Here is a 20624-nt window from a genome sequence, read left to right as displayed (position 1 = left end):
CATACTTAACTATAAAAATTTCGATAACTCATTTCAGTTCACAGCAGTCAATTTTATAATCATATTGATAGTTTCATTATTAATACATGAATTCATTCACGGCTTTACATGGAGCTTTTATTGTAAAGATAGATTTAAAAGCATTAAATTCGGATTTAATCTTAGTGCACTTATGCCCTACGCTCACTGCAGGGAAGCATTATCTAAAAATGGATATATGATCGGAGCATTAATGCCCTTTGTTATCCTTGGTATAATCCCGATGTTATCAATGTTCATATTCCCAACCAGATTTTTATTCTTATTCTCAATTCTAAATATGTTATTTGCGGGAGGAGATTTGCTTATAATCCTTCATTTACTTAAATATAAAGACATCAAAGTCTTTGATCACCCCACTGATCCGGGATTTGTGGCTTTTGAGAAAAAATAAAAAGCAGACTTTATCTGCTTTTCTTTTTTTCAACTTCTTCTTTTAAAATACTGACTGCTTCTTCGATATATTCATTTATGCTCTTATTCACGACACCGACGGTTATAACATTGCATTTATTCATAGGTATCAATATTTTTTTAGCTTCACTCTCGGATATCGCATGAGCCATTTTGGGAGTTATCTCACCGAACATGGCATTTGCGGTAAGTATTCCCATAGGTCCGAGTATAAAATCTGCTTTACCTGCATTGTAAACTACGGGATTTTCACCGCTGGCACAGTCTACACCAAGCTTATTCATTCCCGACATCGCAATGGAGTTCGTACCAACGCCTATAATATCTACATCAAGCTTTTTTTCTTTTATTTTTTCAATTAGGCTTACACCTATCCCTCCGCCTTTTCCGTCTACTACCATTACCAACATTTATCTTACCTCATCAAGTTTAAGTATTTTATCCAGTGCTTTTATCGTACCTATCTTAGAATGCTCATAAGTAAGTCCGCCCTGCTGATACACGATATAAGGTTCTTTCATAGGTGCATCGGCACTGAGTTCTATTGAAGAGCCTTCAATAAAATTCCCCGCAGCCATTATTACCTGATCATATCCCGGCATATCCCAAGGTTCGGGAGTTACGTAAGAATCTACCGGAGCAGCTTCCTGAATACCTTCGCAGTAAGCACATACCTTTTCTCTGCTGCCTAACACCACAGCCTGGATAATATCGCTTCTTTCATCATCCACACCCGGGAATACTCTGTATCCTATACTCTCAAACACGCTGGCAGCCAGTATAGCGCCTTTTATTGCTCCGCTTGTAACTTTACTCGCCATAAAAAGTCCCTGCAAATAAGAGCGGATGACGCCCAGATTAGCCCCTACTTCAAGAGCGATACCCGGAGCAGTAAGGCGGGAAGCAACTTTTTTAATATTTTCACTGCTGCCTATTATATAACCACCGACGGAAACAAGACCTCCGCCAGGATTTTTTATTAATGAGCCAGCAATCAAGTCAGCACCAACTTCCAAAGGTTCTTTCTTTTCGAGGAATTCTCCGTAACAGTTGTCAACAAGGACTATTACATCTTTTTTTATACCTTTGACAAATTTACAAGCTTCTTCTATTTTTCTTATAGATAAGGCTTTTGCGTCGGTATATCCGCTTGAACGCTGAATGAATACCGCTTTTACTTTATCACTTAGCTTCTTCTTAACCTCATCAAAATCGATTTCCCCTCCGTCTTTTAAATCCACTTTATCATAATCTACATTATAATCTTTAAGTGAACCGAGATTTTCTCCGTTATCGTTTATACCGATGGTAGACCTTATGGTATCATAAGGGTCTCCCGTAATACTTAAAAGTATATCTCCCGGTCTTAACACCCCGTAGAGCATTAAACTTATTGCATGAGTACCGCTTACTATCTGAGGCCTTACAAGAGCAGCTTCTCCTCCGAACACCTCTGCATAGATCTTCTCGGTTATCTCCCTTCCCTCGTCATCATAAGCATATCCGGTGCTTTCATTAAAATGTCTTAGGGAAAGACGATGATTTTGCATTGCACTCAAAACTTTGAATGTATTATATTCACATATATCATCTATTTCTTCAAATTTATATTTTATTCTTTTTTCTGCTTCCTTTACAATATTGATTGCCTTTTCTGCGGCAAAACTACTCATTGATTATCCCCCTCATAAAAGTTAATATATCTTTTGTATTTTTATAATCTTCTTTACTAAGCCATATTACATCTTCGTTACGCCTGAACCACGTAAGCTGTCTCTTTGCAAAATGTCTGGTATCCCTCTTTATGATATAAATAGCTTCCTCTAATGAAATATCCCCTTTTAAAAAGCTTACTATTTCCTTATAGCCTAAAGCTCTCATGGAATTCAAGCTTTCATCGTATCCCATATGAAGAAGAGATTTTACTTCATCTACCAGCCCTAAACTTACCATTTCATCTACTCTTTTATCTATTTTTTCATATAGCTTTTCTCTCTTGTCATTTAAACAAAAGTAATAGGTATCTTTAAATCTATATTCTTTTTTTCTCTCTTCCCTATCGCTCTTCTTCTTTCCCGTCTTTTTATATATCTCCAGTGCTCTTATGACCCTTTTTAAGTTATTTGGATGTATTTCATCAGCACTTTCCTTATCGGCTTTTAAAAGCATATCATATACGTACTCTTTACCTTTTTCTTTTGCTATATCCTCAAGATACTTTCTATAGCTCTTATCGCTGTCTTCCTCATCAAAATCATAAGAATCATATATAAGAGCGTCGACGTATAATCCGCTTCCGCCCACTATAATGGGAATTTTTCCCTTTGAAAGTATTTCATTTATATACTCTATTCCTTTACCTACAAAAGCAGAAACGTTAAAATCTTCATTTGGATAAAACTCATCCACAAGATAATGTCTTATCCCCTGCATTTCTTCTTCTGTTATTTTAGCGGAACCTATATCCATATATTTATAAACCTGCACCGAATCCGCTGAGATTATCTCTCCGTTTATTTTTTTGGCAAGTTCTACGGCAAGCCCGCTTTTTCCCGATGCGGTTGGACCTGCAATAACTACAATTTTATTCATTTTTAAATCCTTTGGAACATTTTTTCAAAATATTTCTTTTTTATCTTAGAAATGGTCGGTCTCGAATGAGGACAGGAAAAAGGATTATCCGATAACTTCAAATCATTTAAAAGCTTGATTGCTTCTTCTTTTGAAATATCGTCATGTCCCCTTACGGCATGATGACATGCATTCTTAATAAGCCTTTCATTTCTGTTGATTTCATTATTAAGCATTGATGTATCTTTTAGAGAAGACAATAAATTTAAAATCACTTCTTTGGTATCCTCCATAGATAACATTTCAGGGATTTCTCTGACTATTACATTATTACCGGAAAAATCTTCAACTTCATATCCAAGATTTTTAAGCAGCTTAAGATGGTTTAAACATATATCCTTATGTATAACGCTTAACTCAAGGACGAACGGAGAAACCAGTATTTGAGTTTTGACTCTGTGTTTCTTGAATTCAGCTAAGTATTTGTCGTATAAAACCCTTTCATGGCTTGCATGAGTATCCATTATATATAATGTTTCTCCGCTTTCAAATATGGCATAAGCCTTAAAGGCGGTCCCGACAAAGTGCATATTGATTATTTTATCAAATATACTTCTGTCTACTATATTCTTTTGCTCCGCTAATTCTTCTTCATTCTTATTTATGGATAAATTAGTCTCTGTAGGATTTATGACAGGAATATCTTGTATTAAGTTATCATCAAAAGAAGTATAAGAAGTGCTCGCACTTTCATTAAAATATGTAGGTTCACTGTCTTTATTATAGGAAGCAATATAGCCGGTATTTATAATATCGGATTTACTTGCTTCTGCATTAATGTTATATTCACCGATTTCTTTTTTATCTATTTTTATTTCTTCATCATGACCGCCTATAGATATATCTTTATCACCGACAACATAACTATTTGACGATTCGAATGCAATTTGACTTTCAAGAGGATTTTCTTTCTTCCTTCTTTCTCCGATTACATTGTCATTCAGATTTATTGATTCTCTAAGAGAACTCCTTACACCTTCGCATATGAGCATATTGATAAGGGTTTCGTTTCTGAAAGATATACTTGTCTTTGCAGGGTGAATATTCACATCGGTAAAATTATAAGGAAGCTTTATATATAGGACATAAGATATCCTCTTTGTGAAAAGTCCGTACTGCTCTCTATAAATATTGTTTATAGCTTTATTCAAAGTATCGTTTTTAACGTATCTTCCGTTTATAATAAATATACTTTCCTCATTTTGCCTGTCCAAATAATTGGGAGAAAGAGCAAATCCCTTTACAGTAAGAGGTTCATCATCGTAATTGACTTCTATCATCTTAGATACAAATTCATGACCTAAAATTACACTTACGACATTTCTTATATTGTTATCTCCAAGAGTGACAAATACTTCCTTATTATCGCTGTATACACTAAAAGCAATGCTTGGATTGGCGATCGCAAGTTTTGATATTATATCAAGTGAAGCGGTCTTTTCTGCTTTTGCACTTTTCATATGTTTTCTTCTTGCGGGAGTATTATAAAACAGATCCTCTACTTCTATCCTCGTTCCCGTATTTAATGCAAGGTTTTTGATGTTTTGAACTTTTCCGTTTATAACCGTAGCTGAAGTCCCTATATTTTCATCTATATATTTACTTCTTATTTTTACTTTGCTTACGACGGATATACTAAATAAAGCCTCTCCTCTGAAGCCAAGGGTATCTATGCTCGATAAATTATCTAAACTATCTATTTTAGAGGTAGCATTTTTATTAAAAGCAAGCTCCATTTCATCAGACTTTATCCCCATACCGTTATCGCTTACCAAAATCTTGGTCTTCCCGCCGTTTTCGATTTCTATTTTGATATGGTCCGCACCTGCATCTATTGAATTTTCAACAAGCTCTTTAATGACCGAAGCAGGAGAAACTACAACCTCTCCTGCCGAAATTTTATTTATAAGTTCATCCGAAAGTTTTTTAATTACACTTGCCATAATTAAATTTCCTCTTTTTCCAATGACTGTTTTAATTCATATACAAAATTCATTACTTCAATAGGACTCATGCTTTCTATAGGAAGAGTCTTTATTTTGTTTACGGCTTTCTTACTCAAAGTATATTTTTCCTTTAACTTTTCGTCATCGGGATTTTGCTCTATGGATAACTGAGTAAAGGAATTATTACTCATTCTTATATGAGCGTTCATAGCGTCTATCTTACTCTTATAGGTTTCTTCGTTTTCTTCGAGTACATCAAGTATCTGCATACTTCTCTTTATTACTTCGTCCGGAAGTCCTGCAAGCTTTCCTACTTCTATACCGTAACTCTTATCTATACCGCCTCTTTCGATTTTTCTTAAAAAGACTATTTCATCTCCGTTGCTTTCAAGTCTTATTGAATAATTTTTAACTCCGTTTTGTTCTCCTTCAAGCTCTGTGAGTTCATGATAATGAGTGGCAAACAAAGTCTTTGCTCCTATTTTACTTTTATCTAATAGATATTCTATCACCGCATGAGCTATACTAAGTCCGTCAAAAGTAGAAGTCCCTCTTCCCACTTCATCAAGTATCACAAGAGAATTCTTTGTGGCATATTTGAGGATATTGGATACCTCACTCATTTCAACCATAAATGTACTCTGACCGCTGGCAAGGTCATCGCTTGCACCTACTCTCGTAAATACCCTGTCGACAATACTTATACTTGCGGAAGTCGCCGGAACGAATGAACCTATTTGTGCCATTATGGATATAAGCGCGACTTGTCTGATATAAGTAGACTTACCGGCCATGTTTGCACCTGTTATTATAAGCATCCTGTTATCTTCATTATCCAGCAATGTATCATTATGGATAAAATTATCAAGACCGGTTATCTTCTCGACTACCGGATGCCTTCCCTCTTTGATTATCATGCTTCCGTTTTCCGTAATGGTAGGTTTAACATAGTGATTTTTCTTTGCGACAACAGCGAGAGAAATAACCGCGTCTATAACAGCTATCATCTTAGCTGTCATTTGAATTCTCTTTATGTTTTTCAAAACTTCATTCTTTATATCGACATATATTTTATATTCTTTTTCTTTTAACTTTTCTTCCACACTTAGTAACTTTACTTCGATATCCTTAAGCTCTTCCGTAAAATACCTTTCAGAGTTAGCCAATGTCTGCTTACGAATAAAATAGTCAGGAACAAGACTTGCATAAGAAGAAGTCACTTCAAGGAAATAACCAAATACTTTATTATATTTGATTTTAAGGTTTTTTATCCCCGTCTTTTCTTTTTCGTCTTTTTCGATATTAGCTAAAATTTGTGCAGAATTATTCTTTAAATTTTTAAGCTCGTCGATTTCCTCACTGTACCCAAGTTTGACTATCCCTCCGTTTTTAAGGCTAACCTGACAGTCATCATCAATGGAAGATTCAATCAAATCGTATATATCACTTAGTTCATCGAGCTTTGTATATATTTCACTTAAAAGCGGTGAATCCTTCATAAGTTTTGAAAGAAGTATCCTGATTCGAGGGATAACGCCTATGGACTCTTTTAAAGCAAGAAGATCTCTTCCGTTCGCTATATCAAGAGAAAGTCTTGAAATTATCCTTTCCATATCCTTGACATATTTTAAATTGGAACTGATATCTTCAAGTATCATTACATCATCTATGAAAAGTTTGATTGCGTCCTGTCTAAGTATGATTTTATCTTTATTTGTTAAAGGTTCAAGTACCCATTTCTTAAGCTCCCTTGCGCCCATAGAAGTTATAGTATTGTCAAGGACATCAAGCAAAGTATCTTTTTTGTTGTTAGTCCTTAAATTTTCTACTATTTCAAGGTTCCTCTTCGTACTATAGTCAAGGTGCATGTAGTCTTTATCTTCGTTTATCTTGATTTCGTTTATATGTATAAGTGCTCTCTTTTGCGTTTCATCAAGATATTTTAATAAAGCCCCCGCAGACCTTACGATTATTTCGTTATTATCAAGCCCGATGGAAGAAAGAGAATATACATTAAACTGATTTAATATATATTCCTTCGCTTTATCATGAAAGAAATAATTTAAAGGATGAGGTTCAAGCATTACTTTGGTAACATTTGATATATTCTTCTTTAAATCCAAATCTTCGAATAAGATAGTATTAACTATGATCTGTGCGGGATTTATCCTTGAGAGAAGGGATAAAAGCTCATTTTCTCTGTTTTCTCCGCTGAGAGAAAGTACATTGAATTCTCCCGTAGTAATATCGCAGTAAGTGACCCCGAATTCCAGTTTATTGTAATAAATACACATGATATAGTTATTTTCGCCTTCTTTAAGCATCTTACCTTCGGTAATCGTTCCCGGTGAAATAACTCTTTGCACTTCCCTTTTAACCAGACCTTTGGCAGTCTTTGGATCTTCTACTTGTTCGCATATAGCAACTTTATAACCTTTCTCAACAAGTTTTGCAATATAAGTATCCGCACTGTGATAAGGTACTCCGCACATAGGCGCTTTTTCTTCAAGTCCGCAGTCTCTGCCTGTAAGGACCAAATCGAGTTCTTTGCTGGCAGTCTTCGCATCATCGAAGAACATTTCATAAAAATCTCCCAGCCTATAAAATAATATCGTATCAGGTACTTCTTCGTGTGTCTGTAAATATTGCTTCATCATTGGTGTGAGCGATGCCATAAATTTTATTTTCTCCTATTCTATTACTTCTCCGCTTAAATGGAATGTATGTATATCCGTTATCTTAACTTTTACGATGTCCCCTGTTTCTCCCTTACCTGTAAAGTTTACAAGCTTAAAGGAGCTTGTCCTACCGGTTAAGACATTATCGTTTGTTTTGCTTTTTCCGTCGATTAAAATATCAACTTCTTTACCTAAATATTTTTGATTTTGTTTTAAAACAATTTCATCATGAAGTTTTAGTAATCTGTCAAATCTGTCTTTAACGGTCTTTTCGTCTATTTGCCCGTCCATTACAGCTGCTTTTGTACCTTCCCTTTTTGAATAAATAAAAGTAAAGGCGGTATCGAATTCGCATTCTTTATAAACATCCAGCGTATCTAAGAAATCTTCTTCGGTTTCTGTGGGAAATCCTACTATTATATCCGTAGTGATAGCCACATCCGGGATTTCTCTTCTAATCTTTTTGACTAAATTTATGTAAGTATCTTTATCGTAATGCCTGTTCATAAGTTTTAATATCCTGCTTGAACCCGACTGCATAGGTAGGTGGATATGTCTGCAAATCTTAGGATTATCCCTTATGACTTCAATAAGTTCATCACTTAAATCTTTCGGATGAGAAGTCATAAACCTTACTCTCTCTATCCCTTTGACTTCACTTACCATTTTAAGTAACTTAGCAAAGGAAACCGGATCATCCAAGTTTTTTCCGTAAGAGTTAACATTTTGCCCTAAAAGTGTTACTTCCTTAACTCCGTCATTTGCAAGTTCTCTTACTTCATTTAATATATTTTGATACTCCCTGCTTCTTTCCCGACCTCTTGTATAAGGGACTATGCAGTAAGAACAAAAATTGTTGCAGCCTTTCATTATGCTTACAAATGCCTTATGCTTGAACTGTCTGTGTACGGGAAGTCCCTCTGCAAGTTTATCGCTGTCTTCCAATACTTCTACGATTAGCTTTCTCTTTGCGTCACACTCTTCCAAAAGAGAAGGAAGAGATGCGATATTATGAGTACCGAACACTATATCCACAAAAGAATATTTCTCCTTTATTTTCTTTACTATATGTTCTTCCTGCATCATACATCCGCAGACCGCCAGTATCAAACCCGGTTTCTTTTTCTTTAGTTTCTTAAAATTACCAAGATTACCAAAGAAACGGTTATTTGCATTTTCTCTTACGGAACATGTATTCATTATTATTAAATCAGCATCTTTTTCGTCTTCGGTCTTGGTATATCCAAGCTCTTCCACCATACCGCTGATTTTTTCGCTGTCATTTTCATTCATCTGACATCCATAAGTTATAATCAAATATTTTTTCATATTATATTTTATCCTCTATGTATTATTATTTAATTCTTTCTATTATAATCATTCTAGGAGCAGTCTGTTTCCTGTTAATATGTTCAAGATTTGTAACGTTAAAATTCTTCTTATTCAAACTTGATACGAAAGATAATATATCTTTGTATTCTTCCATACCGCCCTCATGCCCGACATAAGCACATATTACGATAAGCCCGTCATTATTTAAAACGGTCAATACATCTTTGATACTTTTAACGGTGGAAGAGCTTTCAGTAACTATACTTTTATCTCCTCCGGGAAGATAACCTAAGTTATAGACCGCAAAATCTACTTTATCATCAACGTAATTTAAAACATTCTCATGTGAATCGTTTATAAGTACTGCGTTATTTATACCATTCTCATCAATTAGTTTCTTTGTATTCTTAATCGCTTCACCTTGAATATCAAAAGCGTATACTCTACCTTTTTCTCCGACTTTTTTTGCAAGATACAATGTATCATTACCGTTACCCATGGTCATATCCAAGACTATATTTCCGTCAGTTACCTTATTGTCAATGATTAAATTCGTTATTTCCGTTACATTATTAAACATTATTTTTCTATTTTAATAATCTGCTTACTTCGTTCTTAGTAAGCTTTCTATATTCTCCTACTTCCAAATCTCCGAGGCTAAGCCCGTTCTCCATGGTTCGGTTAAGCTTAATAACCTTATGACCTACCTTTTCGCACATCTTCTTTACTTGCCTTTTCCTGCCTTCGATAAGGGTTATTTCCACTAAGGAATTTACTCCTATCATCTTTACAAGTCTTACTTTGGCTCTGGAAGTTTTTTTACCGTCAATGACAACACCTTGTTTAAGCTTATCTAAAGCTTTTGAGTCTACTTTACCCTTGACTAAAGCTTCATATGTCTTTTCTTTTTCATATTTGGGATGAGTAAGTTTATAAGCGAAATCTCCGTCATTAGTAAGGATTATAAGCCCTGTTGTATCTTTATCCAGTCTACCCACAGGGAATAATCTATGTTCTTTTTTACCGAGCAGATCCACTACGGTTTCTTCTCCGTACTTACTCTTGCTTGCACTTATAACTCCCTGAGGCTTATTCAACATATAATAAACTTTTTTTGTATCTAAGCTTACGTCTTTCCCGTAAACTTTTACCAAATCCTTTTTTACGTTGATTATAGTTCCGAGTTCTCTTACAACTTCCCCGTTAATGGTCACTTTTCCCCTCGAAATTATCTCTTCGCATTTTCTTCTCGATGCTACCCCACAGCTTGCAAGGTATTTATTTATTCTCATTTTTTCTTCCATTTTTTACTCTCTCTATCAAAACTTTTATATTATATTATACAAAATTCTACTTCTCTTTTCAATTTGGAAACGCTAATTACTTTTATATTTATTTTATCTCCCATGGTAAATCTTCTGCCGAAGTCTCTTCCGACCAAAGAATAATGCTCTTCATCATAGATGTAATAGTCATCATTCAAATTCGTGAAATATATCACACCCTCGATATTGTTATCTAATTTAACATACATCCCTTTTGAACTAAATCCGGAAACTCTTCCTTCGTATTCTTCATCGATAAAGTTTTCCATGTACCGACAAATAAATATTTTATCGGATTCTCTTTCCATTTCCTCACTTCTTCTTTCCATTTTGGACAAATGATTAGCTTTCTTCTCCATTTTTTCTCTTTCTTTCTCAAGATTATTTAAATCTATGTTCCCGAGAAGTATATTGGATAAAATCCTATGAACCATTAAATCAGGATATCTTCTTATGGGAGAAGTAAAGTGAGTATAATTTTCTATTGCGAGAGCAAAATGCCCTTTATTTTCCGTAGTATAGACAGCTTTTTTCATACACCTTAAAAGTACGGTCTTGAATAGCTGTTCATTCTTATCTCCTTTTATGGATTTAAGGAACTCCTGAAGTTCTTTACTGTAGTGTCCGTCATGAAGTCTAAGCCTGTAACCTAAAGCATTTGCAAATTTAACAAACCCGCTGAGTTTTTCTTTGTCAGGTTCTTCATGAACTCTATATATCCCGTTAAGCCCCATGGAAGAAAAGAATTCGCATGCGGAAGTATTGGCAACAAGCATAAACTGCTCTATTATCCTTTCCGCTATCCCTCTTTCTCTGAGAGAAATATCGGTAACCACTCCCTTTTCAACGGTTATAAAATTTTCATCCACATCAAAATCAAGATTGCCCTCTGCATATCTTCTATTCCTCAAAAGCTCATAAAGCTCTTTCATGATATTCAAATCTTCTTCGTATGTGTAATATTCTTCTCTTAAATCTTTACTTCCTTCAAAAAGTTCATTTACTTCATCATAAACAAATTTAGCCTTTGATTTAATGATTGACTTATAGAAATTATAATCAAGAAGCTTTCCCTCTTTATTTATTCTCATATCCACACTGAAAGCTTTCTTTTCTTCGTTTGGATTTAAGGAACATAGATTTTCGCAAAGTGCCTTTGGAAGCATGGGGATTACCCTGTCGGCAAAATATATACTTGTCCCTCTGTCGTAGGCTTCTTTATCTATCTCGCTGTTTCTCTTTACATAATTGCTTACGTCTGCTATATGAACGCTTAACACATATTCGTTTTCTTTTTTTACTATACTTACCGCATCATCGAGGTCCTTTGCGGTGGCACCGTCAATAGTAAATATATTTTCCTTCGTTAAATCTTTTCTTTTTCCTTTAAACTTATCAAAGCTGTCAAATTCAAGCTCGTCTGCTTCTTTTAATGCAAGGTGTGAAAATTCATAAGGTACGTCGTATTCGTAAATAAGAGCTTCGATATCAACTCCCTCATCATCCTTTCGACCAAGTACCTTGGTAATTTTACCTACCCAGTTCTTTTTGTCTTTAGGAAAATCCGTTATTTCCACTACGACTTTGTCTTTATTCTTTGCATATTTTATTCCCGCTTTTGGTATATAAATATCGTTTGTAAAGTTCGGATTATCACTTACGACAAAACCGAAAGTTTTTTCTTTATAAAAAGTCCCGACAGTCTGTCTCTTTACTTTTTCTGTGATTTCGACTATCCTGCCTTCTCTTTTTCTGTCTCCTTCTTTTTCTTTTATGACTTCTACTTTTACTTTATCTCCGGAAAAAGCTTCCATAGACTCGCTTCCAACGACAAATATGTCTTCGTCGAGTCCTTCGACATTTACAAAACCAAACAAACCCTTGCCCTTTTCAAATACACCTTCGTAAATATTTGAGCCGGTGGGGGAATATCTGTTATTTACATATTTTATCTTTTTTTCTTTTATCAAATAATTCAAAGAATTTGATAAAAGGTTCTTTTGATTTTTGGAATGCATATCGAAAATATAAGCAAAATCATTGAATTTCATAGGCTTATATTCATCATTTTCCATAACGGAAATTATTTGTTCACTTAAATATAATAATTTATCATTTTTCATACAAATTATTATATACTATTTAGCTAAAAATTAATATAATTTATTTAAAAAGATGTAATTATCTGATATAATGTTTAATTAAGCTAAATAAAAAATTTTAAATCAGGAGAAAAAATATGAATGAACATTTTATTTTTGCAGGACATGATACAGTGGCACTTGCAAAAAAATTCGGAACCCCACTTTACGTTATAAGCGAAAACAAAATAATTGAAGCTATCGACTTGATAAAGAAGAGTTTTGAAGAATATGGTTTAGATTATGATATTAACTATGCGGGAAAAGCATTTACGAATATAGCAATGGTAAAAATAATTAAACAGCAGGGGATTTCATTGGATACGGTTTCCGGCGGAGAAATCTATACCGCACTGAAGGCAGGCTTGAACCCAAAGAAAATTTGTTTCCACGGCAGCAATAAATCCGCACAGGAAATAAGAGAAGCCATAGAAGCAGGAGTAGGCGTAATAACTATAGACAGTTTCTACGAAATAGGTTTGGTAGGAAGAATAGCAAAAGAACTTAAAACAGTTCAAAATGTACATTTTAGAGTTTCTCCCGGAGTTGAAGCTCATACCCATGAATACATTCAAACCGGAAGAATCGACTCTAAATTCGGTATCCCCGTAAACATGGCGGTAAGAGCCGCAAGAATGATAATCGACGAAGAATATCTAAACCTAACAGGTGTGCACTGTCATATCGGTTCTGATATATCTTCTCCGAAACCATTCGAAATAGCTGCAACGACAATGCTCGAAATAGTATATAACATTAAAGAAATGGGCGTTGAAATCGAAGCACTTAATTTAGGCGGAGGATTTGGTATAAATTATCTTCACGACGACCCTGTTTTCGACGTTGAAGAATACGTACATACAATAAGTAAGATTATAAGAAAGCAATGCGATGTACTTGGTATCAAAATTCCTAAAATCATCGTTGAACCGGGAAGGTATATTATCGGTCCCGCAGGTATAACTCTATACTCGATAGGAACAATAAAAGAAATACCTTATTTAAGGAAATACATAAGCGTGGACGGAGGTATGGCGGACAATCCGAGACCCGCACTTTACGGAGCTATTTACCACGCTGTCATAGCAAATAAATACAACAAAGAAGCAAACGAACTTTATACCGTCAGCGGAAAATGCTGCGAAACGGATATGTTAATAAAAGATATACTTCTTCCTCAAGCAGCACCGGGAGATATACTTGCGGTACTTAACACAGGAGCATATAACTATTCTATGGCAAGCCACTACAACAGACTTCAGTCACCTCCTGTAGTGTTACTTAAAGACGACAAAGCGGAATTGATGGTCAAAAAAGACACATATGAAAATCTTATTCAAAACGATGTCGTTCCGAGCTGGCTGGAAGATTAATTTAAGGAGAAAAAATGAGTTTATTTAGTACTGAAAGAATAATTCAGATGTTATATATGCTGGTGCCTATAATTCTGGCACTCAGCGTTCATGAATTTGCGCATGCATTCGCCGCGGATAAATTGGGAGACCCGACAGCAAGAGTCTCAGGCAGGATGACACTGGACCCGACTAAGCATTTGGATCCTATAGGATTTGTTTCATTGTTATTTTTCGGTTTCGGATGGGCAAGACCCGTTCCGTTCAATCCGATGAATTTAAAAAACAGGAAATCGGGAACGCTTCTCATAAGCCTTGCCGGACCTCTTTCAAACTTGATACTTGCAGTGATATTTTCTGTTCTATTAAAGTTTGTGATAATCCCTATAAACAATGAAGTGCTCACTTATATTTTCTACTACGGAGTTATAATCAATATTTCACTTATGGCATTCAATCTTATACCGGTACCGCCTCTTGACGGTTCGAAGATTTTGGCAAGCCTTCTTCCGGACAGACTTGAAATGAAGTTTTATCAATATGAACACTATCTTTACTTATTACTTATCATACTGCTTATAACGGGAATAATAGGATATATACTAAGCCCTATAATGTCTCCGTTTTTAAATGTATTATTACCATAAGGGATAAAAATGAAGAATAATATTTTACACCTGAGCAGTTTCGAGGGTCCCCTCGATTTACTGCTCCATTTAATTAGTAAGAATGAAATAGATATATACGATATACCTATCGTAGAAATCACTAAGCAGTATCTGGATTACATTTATAGCTTTAACGATTTGGATATGGAAGTAGCAAGTGAATTTGTAGTCATGGCATCTACGCTTTTGGAAATAAAATCGAAAATGCTCCTTCCCGTGGAAGTCGATGAAAACGAAGAAGAAATAGACCCAAGAGAAGACCTTGTAGCAAGACTTATCGAATACAAAGCTTTTAAAGAACTTACAAAAGAACTAAAAGAAAGCGAAAAGATATACAACAGTACGATTACAAAAGACCCTGAGTACTACAGCGAAATAAAAGAAGAATATATCGTCGAAGATATAGATGTCAGTCTTTTATCAAAAGCACTTCGAAGTATTTTAATAAAGCATAAAATGAGAGTAAATGAATTCAGTGAAAACCAAACTATCGAAACGGATACATTTTCAGTAGACGACTCTATCCTTACAATAACAAAGGTACTGGAGAAGGAAACAAAGATAAGCTTCTTCTCTTTGTTTAAAGGAGAAGCAAAAAAAGGATACGTTATAGCAACATTTCTTGCTACCCTTGAACTGCTTAAAATGAATATGGTCAAATTAATTCAAAATGAAGCATATGACGATATATTACTTGAAAGAATATAGGAGTACAAATGAGCGATATAAAGAGTGATTTTATAAATAAAGACGAACAGGAACTCATGAATATAATCGAAAGTATTCTATTCGCCGTAGGAGACAGAGTAAATATAAAAACTATAAAAGAAGCACTGGATATAAGTGAAAACTATGCTGAGACCTTACTTAAAAAACTTCAAAGCGAATATGACTTTAATATGAGAGGAATTAAGATAGTAAGGACAGATGATACATATCAGCTCGCAACAAGAAGCGAATATTTTGATTATGTAAAAAAAGTACTTACAAATTACAATACTACTACATTATCTCAGGCAGCCCTTGAAACACTCGCCATAGTCGCATACAAACAGCCCGTCACAAGACTTGATATAGAACTCATCAGAGGGGTAAAATCAAGCAGTTCACTGGATCTGCTTATGGACAGAGGACTTGTGGAACAGGCAGGAAGAATGGAAGATGTTATCGGTAAACCCATGAGTTTTAAAACCACCAAAGAATTTTTAAGACTGGCGGGAATAGAAAAACTTCATGAACTTCCGGAATTTGAAAACTTCGTAAACGACCTTGAAGAACATTTGGATGAAAAAATGGAAGAAGCAAGCGAACAGCTTATGTTCACCGAAAAAATAAATGAATAGAAATAAATGAAAATGATAAAAAAAGACCATTATATAATGGTCTTTTTATTTATTTTATTTTAACGGTTTTTACTTTACTCCATGAACCATAATACCTCTTACCTGAGATAGTTTTATATGATCTTACTTTGACATAATAAGTTTTTCTTCTAGATAATTTTTTAACCGTCATGCTGGTCTTCTTATAAGATTTTGATAATACAGCTTTTTTCCCTTTCGTAAACTTCTTATTTCTAGCCATTAAAACTTGATATCCGGAAGCCCTTTTATCACCTTTACACTTGATAGTAGCCGTCCCCTTTTTCAAAGATTTCCTAGAGGAAATAGTTTGCTTCTTAGGAACAGCATAAAAAGTTACTTTTTTTGAAGTAGCTTTATGTATGCCTGTTGCTGAAGCATAAATTGATAATGTAACTTTACCTGTACCTTTTATAGCAATTTTTCCCGTTGAAGCATTTACAGCCAAAATCTTAGGATTACTTGATTTATAAGTAATAATACCGGTTCCATTGCTTTTTACCTTAGAAGAAAACTGGTATGTTTTTCCATATGAAACAGCATATTTAGAATTTGTTGTTGTTATTTTTTGTGTTCTTAAAGCATCTCTTCTACTCACAAAAGAATACGATCCATCATCTTTTTTCTTATAAAATGTAATAATAGATGTTGTGGAATCCCATAAGGCAATATCATATTTACTGTTATTTTGGAATTCTACTAAGAAAAGTCTATGTCCCTTATAACTTTTATTAATAATTTCTTTTAATTTTTCATCTGCTGCATTTGGTGTCGTTGTCAAATTAGACATAAAGAAATCCATTGTATCAGCATAATCTTTCACACCGGTAGCAACATGAGCAGAGTCTTTAGTTATATTAAACAATCCACAATCAGCTTCTTTCGAACCCACATTTTGGAAAGTCGATGATGTATACCCGGACATATGAATATCAGGATTATAAAATGCAAATAATTCTGCAGCAATAGAAGAATCTAATATTTGCATACCTAAAGAATTCATCTCTTTTACTCTTGTTGGATAAGATTCTGTTATATAGCCGGGATGTCCTTTATAGTAATATTCATATTTATCCCCATAATATGCCATTACAAATCTTGCATAATCAGATACAGGCTGTTTTTCTTTTAATATTACATCTTTAGCATCACTAGGGGAGCCTTCCACACTTTTAGCAGTTCCCAAAATCATCATAATTTTTTTACCTTTTTTCCTAGTCGCTTTAAAAGCAGAATCATCAAACTTATATAATTTTTTAAACTCATCTTCTTTTCCTTTTGACTGTACGTTTGCAAGAAGGTTATTTATATAATTTGAAGTTACCCTGCTATCAGATAGTACTTTTGATTGAAAACTACTGTCTTTAATACCAAATGTATCAGTACTTTTTCTGACAACCCACCATTCAGCGTCTTTTTCAACATCTAAAATAGCATACGTATAATTTCTTATGTTTCCATATTCTAATTTTGTATAATCTTGAGCACCTTTACTATAAACTTTATCTCTGAATTTTTTGTAAGATGCTACGAGTTTATCGTGTTTTGCCTGTGCATTTGATTCATTTCCATAAGCATTTTGAAAAATGTTATATGAAGCGCTTCCGTCAGTAAGAATCCTTACTGCATAACTATCCTGCGGAAGTTTGTTTTCATAAGCTACTTGAGGTAAAGATTGTCGTAAATTATAATCATTTACATAAAATACGAATTTTGAATCCGGATTTAATTCATAAAGTTCTTTTACATAATACTTCATTCTCGCAAGCTTAACTTTTAACCAAGATACCCCACTGCTTGCATTCTCTTTTTTTGTTAAAAGCGGATTTGCATATAGATTTTCAGGCAACTTATTCCAATCATACTGATTATATCTTGATAGAGTAACTATTGAAGGAATAGGAGAACCATCACTATTTTGACTTATATCCCAAAACTTCAAACTATACATCAGTACAGGAGTTGATGCATTCATTGGAACTATATTGTACTTTTCTGCAACCACTCCTACGGTTTTTGTATCAACATCTAGTACATTTTTGCCGTTTTTATAAAAACTGGCAGATATCTTGAATTTACCGTAAGATGGTAATTTAATTTTAAAACTTGTATCGGCTATATCCGATAATTTTACTGTTTTACTTGCTGATTGCATTACAGTTTTTCCATAATACATTTTTGCATTTACTTTTATGGTATCGACATCATTTAATTTTTTTAGATTTGCTAAATTAGGAATATCTACGGTTACATCCCTATAATTAATCTTTGTTTGTTCATAATTTACTTCATAAACATATGAACCCAAAGGTTCCTTTTTTGATTTTACAGATTTTTTTATAGACTTATCTTCACTTTTATTTACAGATTTTTTTTCTTTAGAAGGCTCGTCTTTATTAATAGTTTCTGCATCTTCCTTTTTAGAATCACTTTTATCAAGAGTTTCATCTTGAACAACTTCTTCTTTATTTTCAGCATCATCTTTAATGATTTCTTCCTCTTGAGCACCTACATCATTGGCTGTTCCTACTGATGCAAATGACATCGCCGGAAATAAAGATAAACAAATCATTAGTGATAAAAATAAAGAAATAATTTTTTTACCCATTTAATTTTATCTCCTTTTTAGAATAAATTTTTTCTTTTACATGAAATCATATCTAAATTCAGATAAAATTTGACTTAGGTTACAAAATATATATATAAAGTAACAAAATTTTTAACAAATACATTATTTATTTAATTTAATAAAATAAAAAAGACATAAGTATTTAACTTATATCTTTTTAAACCAACTTCTTTTCCAAAGTCGTCATTTCACTGTTAAACAAAATATCCACGAATTTATCATCGTAAATCCAGTTTTCGATAGAATTTTCTCCGAGTATCACAGGCATCCTGTGATGAATATTTTTCATTGAAGCATTTGCACCGGTAGTCAGAATGACATATTTTTCTTCCCCTTCAAATTCATTATAAATACCCGCCATATAAACCATATTACTGCCCGGTATATTGAACAGATATTTTTCTTTGTTCTTCTTTCCCTCTGCTTTCTTCCACTCAAAAAATCCGGTTGAAGGGATTACACATCTTCTTTGTTTCAGTGAGGAAGAAAACATTCTCTTTCCCCCTGCAGTCTCACTTCTGGCATTTATGATAAGTCCTTTATTTTTGAAATTTGGAAACCCCCAAGTAAATAACTTCGGTGCTATTTTGTTTTTTTCATCAGTTAATATGGGAACTTTATTCCCGGGAAAGATCTCACCTTTATTAAAACTGTCTTTACCATATCTTTTCTCTATTTCAAGCGCAATCCTTATCGCTTCCCTATTCTCTTCATCAGTATAAAAAGTATATCTTCCGCACATATTCTATCCTCCTTAACATAATTATATTATACCTCAATAAATTGGAAATATTTACTTGTAGATTAATAAAGTTTTAATATATATAATAGTATTAGAACATCTGTTCTAATAGGTGGTTTATATGGATAGAGTAATTTTACACTGTGATTTAAATAATTTTTATGCTTCGGTAGAATGTTTTTATAATCCAACACTCAGGAATAAGCCCGTAGCGGTATCGGGGAACCCCGAACTTCGTCACGGTATCATTTTAGCTAAAAATTATATTGCAAAAAAATACGGAGTTCAAACGGGAGAAGCAATATGGCAAGCAAAACAAAAATGCCCCGGGCTCATATGTGTAAGTCCTCATTACGATATTTATTTAAAATACTCAACGCTGGTCAAGGAAATATATGCAGACTATACTGATAAGATAGAAAGCTTCGGACTTGACGAATGCTGGCTTGATGTAACAAGCAGTACGAAGCTATTCGGAAGCGGCAAAAAAATAGCAGATGAAATAAGAAAAAGGATAACATATGAACTGGGTATAACAGCCTCCGTTGGAGTAAGCTTCAACAAAGTATTTGCAAAATTAGGTTCTGATATGAAAAAGCCTGACGCAACAACGATCATAACAAGAGAAAACTTTAAAAACATCGTTTGGAAACTACCGGTACAGGAACTTATATATATTGGAAGAGCAACAAAAAGTAAACTAAACAAATCTGGGATATATACTCTCGGAGAAGTAGCAAATTCAAAACCTTCCTTTCTTAAAAGCTTACTTGGTAAAAACGGGCTTATATTATACAGCTGGGTAAACGGATATGATAACTCGGAAGTATCAGATTATAACAGCAGTCCGCCTATGAAAACCATAGGAAACAGTACAACCGCCCCAAAAGATTTGGTAACAGATGAAGATGTAAAAATAACTCTTTACCTGCTGTGTGAAAGCGTCGCTTCAAGACTGCGTGACTACGGACATTCATGCAGAACAGTACAGCTTACCATAAGGGATAAAAACCTGCTTTCTTATCAAAGGCAAGCCCCCTTGATAATCCCCTCATGCAGCAGCGAAGGTATATTCGAAAAAGCATATGAAATATATAAGACAAGAAGGATAGATGATACACCGATACGTTCACTGGGAGTAAGGGGTTGTAACTTAGTAAGTAACGATAAAAAACAGCTTTCCCTAATCCCCGAAATACAACAGCTTGAAAAAGAAGAAGAACTTGAAAGGTGTATAGATAATATAAGAGGAAGATTTGGATTTCATATTATTAAAAGGGGACTCATGCTTACGGATAAAGAACTGTCACAGCTTAATGCAAAAGAAGAACATACGATTTATCCAAAGAGTTTTTTTCATCCTTAG

General features: G+C 34.1%; 17 protein-coding genes. 6 read left to right on the top strand and 11 right to left on the bottom strand.

What is annotated here, in order from left to right; all coding sequences use genetic code 11:
* Window positions 1-433: DUF3267 domain-containing protein (locus Q0516_RS04120; protein ID WP_294467849.1), on the top strand; the 433-nt coding region annotated here is incomplete at its 5' end.
* 10 nt (window positions 434-443) lie between these two features.
* Here the strand turns inward: Q0516_RS04120 and Q0516_RS04115 are convergent.
* The 9 genes from Q0516_RS04115 to rnr are packed head-to-tail and all read right to left on the bottom strand — an operon-like array spanning window position 444 to window position 12488.
* Entirely contained in the window at window positions 444-863 is a 420-nt protein-coding gene (locus tag Q0516_RS04115; RefSeq protein WP_294467847.1) for a DUF3842 family protein, read from the bottom strand.
* Window positions 864-2126, bottom strand: coding sequence for a methionine gamma-lyase family protein (locus tag Q0516_RS04110; RefSeq protein ID WP_294467844.1), 1263 nt, complete (start codon window positions 2124-2126; stop codon window positions 864-866).
* Complete coding sequence (gene miaA, locus Q0516_RS04105; RefSeq protein ID WP_294467840.1) at window positions 2119-3045, bottom strand: tRNA (adenosine(37)-N6)-dimethylallyltransferase MiaA; 927 nt, start codon at window positions 3043-3045, stop codon at window positions 2119-2121. The genes Q0516_RS04110 and miaA overlap by 8 nt, the downstream gene beginning before the upstream one ends.
* A gap of 2 nt (window positions 3046-3047) precedes the next feature.
* Complete coding sequence (gene mutL, locus Q0516_RS04100; RefSeq protein WP_294467837.1) at window positions 3048-5027, bottom strand: DNA mismatch repair endonuclease MutL; 1980 nt, start codon at window positions 5025-5027, stop codon at window positions 3048-3050.
* 2 nt (window positions 5028-5029) lie between these two features.
* A complete protein-coding gene (gene mutS, locus Q0516_RS04095) occupies window positions 5030-7705 on the bottom strand; it encodes a DNA mismatch repair protein MutS (RefSeq protein WP_294467833.1) in 2676 nt (891 codons plus the stop codon).
* Window positions 7706-7720: 15 nt separating this feature from the next.
* Window positions 7721-9037, bottom strand: coding sequence for a tRNA (N6-isopentenyl adenosine(37)-C2)-methylthiotransferase MiaB (gene miaB / locus Q0516_RS04090; RefSeq protein WP_294467830.1), 1317 nt, complete (start codon window positions 9035-9037; stop codon window positions 7721-7723).
* Between the two features lie 25 nt (window positions 9038-9062).
* Entirely contained in the window at window positions 9063-9620 is a 558-nt protein-coding gene (locus Q0516_RS04085; RefSeq protein ID WP_294467825.1) for a class I SAM-dependent methyltransferase, read from the bottom strand.
* Between the two features lie 7 nt (window positions 9621-9627).
* Window positions 9628-10344, bottom strand: coding sequence for a pseudouridine synthase (locus tag Q0516_RS04080; RefSeq protein WP_257479836.1), 717 nt, complete (start codon window positions 10342-10344; stop codon window positions 9628-9630).
* Window positions 10345-10373: 29 nt separating this feature from the next.
* Window positions 10374-12488: a ribonuclease R gene (rnr, locus tag Q0516_RS04075; RefSeq protein WP_294467820.1), complete on the bottom strand. Its 2115-nt coding sequence runs from the start codon at window positions 12486-12488 to the stop codon at window positions 10374-10376.
* Window positions 12489-12604: 116 nt separating this feature from the next.
* On the opposite strand from rnr, the gene lysA reads away from it, so the two are divergent.
* Genes lysA through scpB form a run of 4 tightly spaced genes read left to right on the top strand, consistent with a single transcriptional unit; the run spans window position 12605 to window position 15869 of the window.
* Window positions 12605-13879 carry a diaminopimelate decarboxylase gene (lysA, locus tag Q0516_RS04070; RefSeq protein WP_294467816.1) on the top strand — a complete coding sequence of 425 codons (1275 nt, stop codon included), beginning with the start codon at window positions 12605-12607 and terminating at the stop codon, window positions 13877-13879.
* A gap of 14 nt (window positions 13880-13893) precedes the next feature.
* Window positions 13894-14505 (top strand): site-2 protease family protein, encoded by a 612-nt coding sequence (locus Q0516_RS04065; RefSeq protein ID WP_257479833.1) that lies wholly within the window; start codon window positions 13894-13896, stop codon window positions 14503-14505.
* Window positions 14506-14514: 9 nt separating this feature from the next.
* Entirely contained in the window at window positions 14515-15234 is a 720-nt protein-coding gene (locus Q0516_RS04060; RefSeq protein ID WP_294467813.1) for a segregation/condensation protein A, read from the top strand.
* 8 nt (window positions 15235-15242) lie between these two features.
* Window positions 15243-15869 carry an SMC-Scp complex subunit ScpB gene (scpB, locus tag Q0516_RS04055; RefSeq protein ID WP_257479831.1) on the top strand — a complete coding sequence of 209 codons (627 nt, stop codon included), beginning with the start codon at window positions 15243-15245 and terminating at the stop codon, window positions 15867-15869.
* A gap of 49 nt (window positions 15870-15918) precedes the next feature.
* Here the strand turns inward: scpB and Q0516_RS04050 are convergent, their stop codons facing one another.
* The gene (locus tag Q0516_RS04050; RefSeq protein ID WP_294467806.1) at window positions 15919-18432 is read right to left on the bottom strand and encodes an Ig-like domain-containing protein; all 2514 of its coding nucleotides are present in this window, start codon (window positions 18430-18432) and stop codon (window positions 15919-15921) included.
* A gap of 241 nt (window positions 18433-18673) precedes the next feature.
* Window positions 18674-19258: an SOS response-associated peptidase gene (locus tag Q0516_RS04045; RefSeq protein ID WP_294467803.1), complete on the bottom strand. Its 585-nt coding sequence runs from the start codon at window positions 19256-19258 to the stop codon at window positions 18674-18676.
* 121 nt (window positions 19259-19379) lie between these two features.
* Between Q0516_RS04045 and dinB the strand changes: the two genes are divergently transcribed.
* Window positions 19380-20624: a DNA polymerase IV gene (gene dinB, locus Q0516_RS04040; RefSeq protein ID WP_294467801.1), complete on the top strand. Its 1245-nt coding sequence runs from the start codon at window positions 19380-19382 to the stop codon at window positions 20622-20624.

The organism is uncultured Anaerofustis sp. (genome assembly GCF_938029165.1).
Taxonomy (GTDB): domain Bacteria; phylum Bacillota; class Clostridia; order Eubacteriales; family Anaerofustaceae; genus Anaerofustis.
This window is presented reverse-complemented; position numbering and strand designations above follow the sequence as displayed.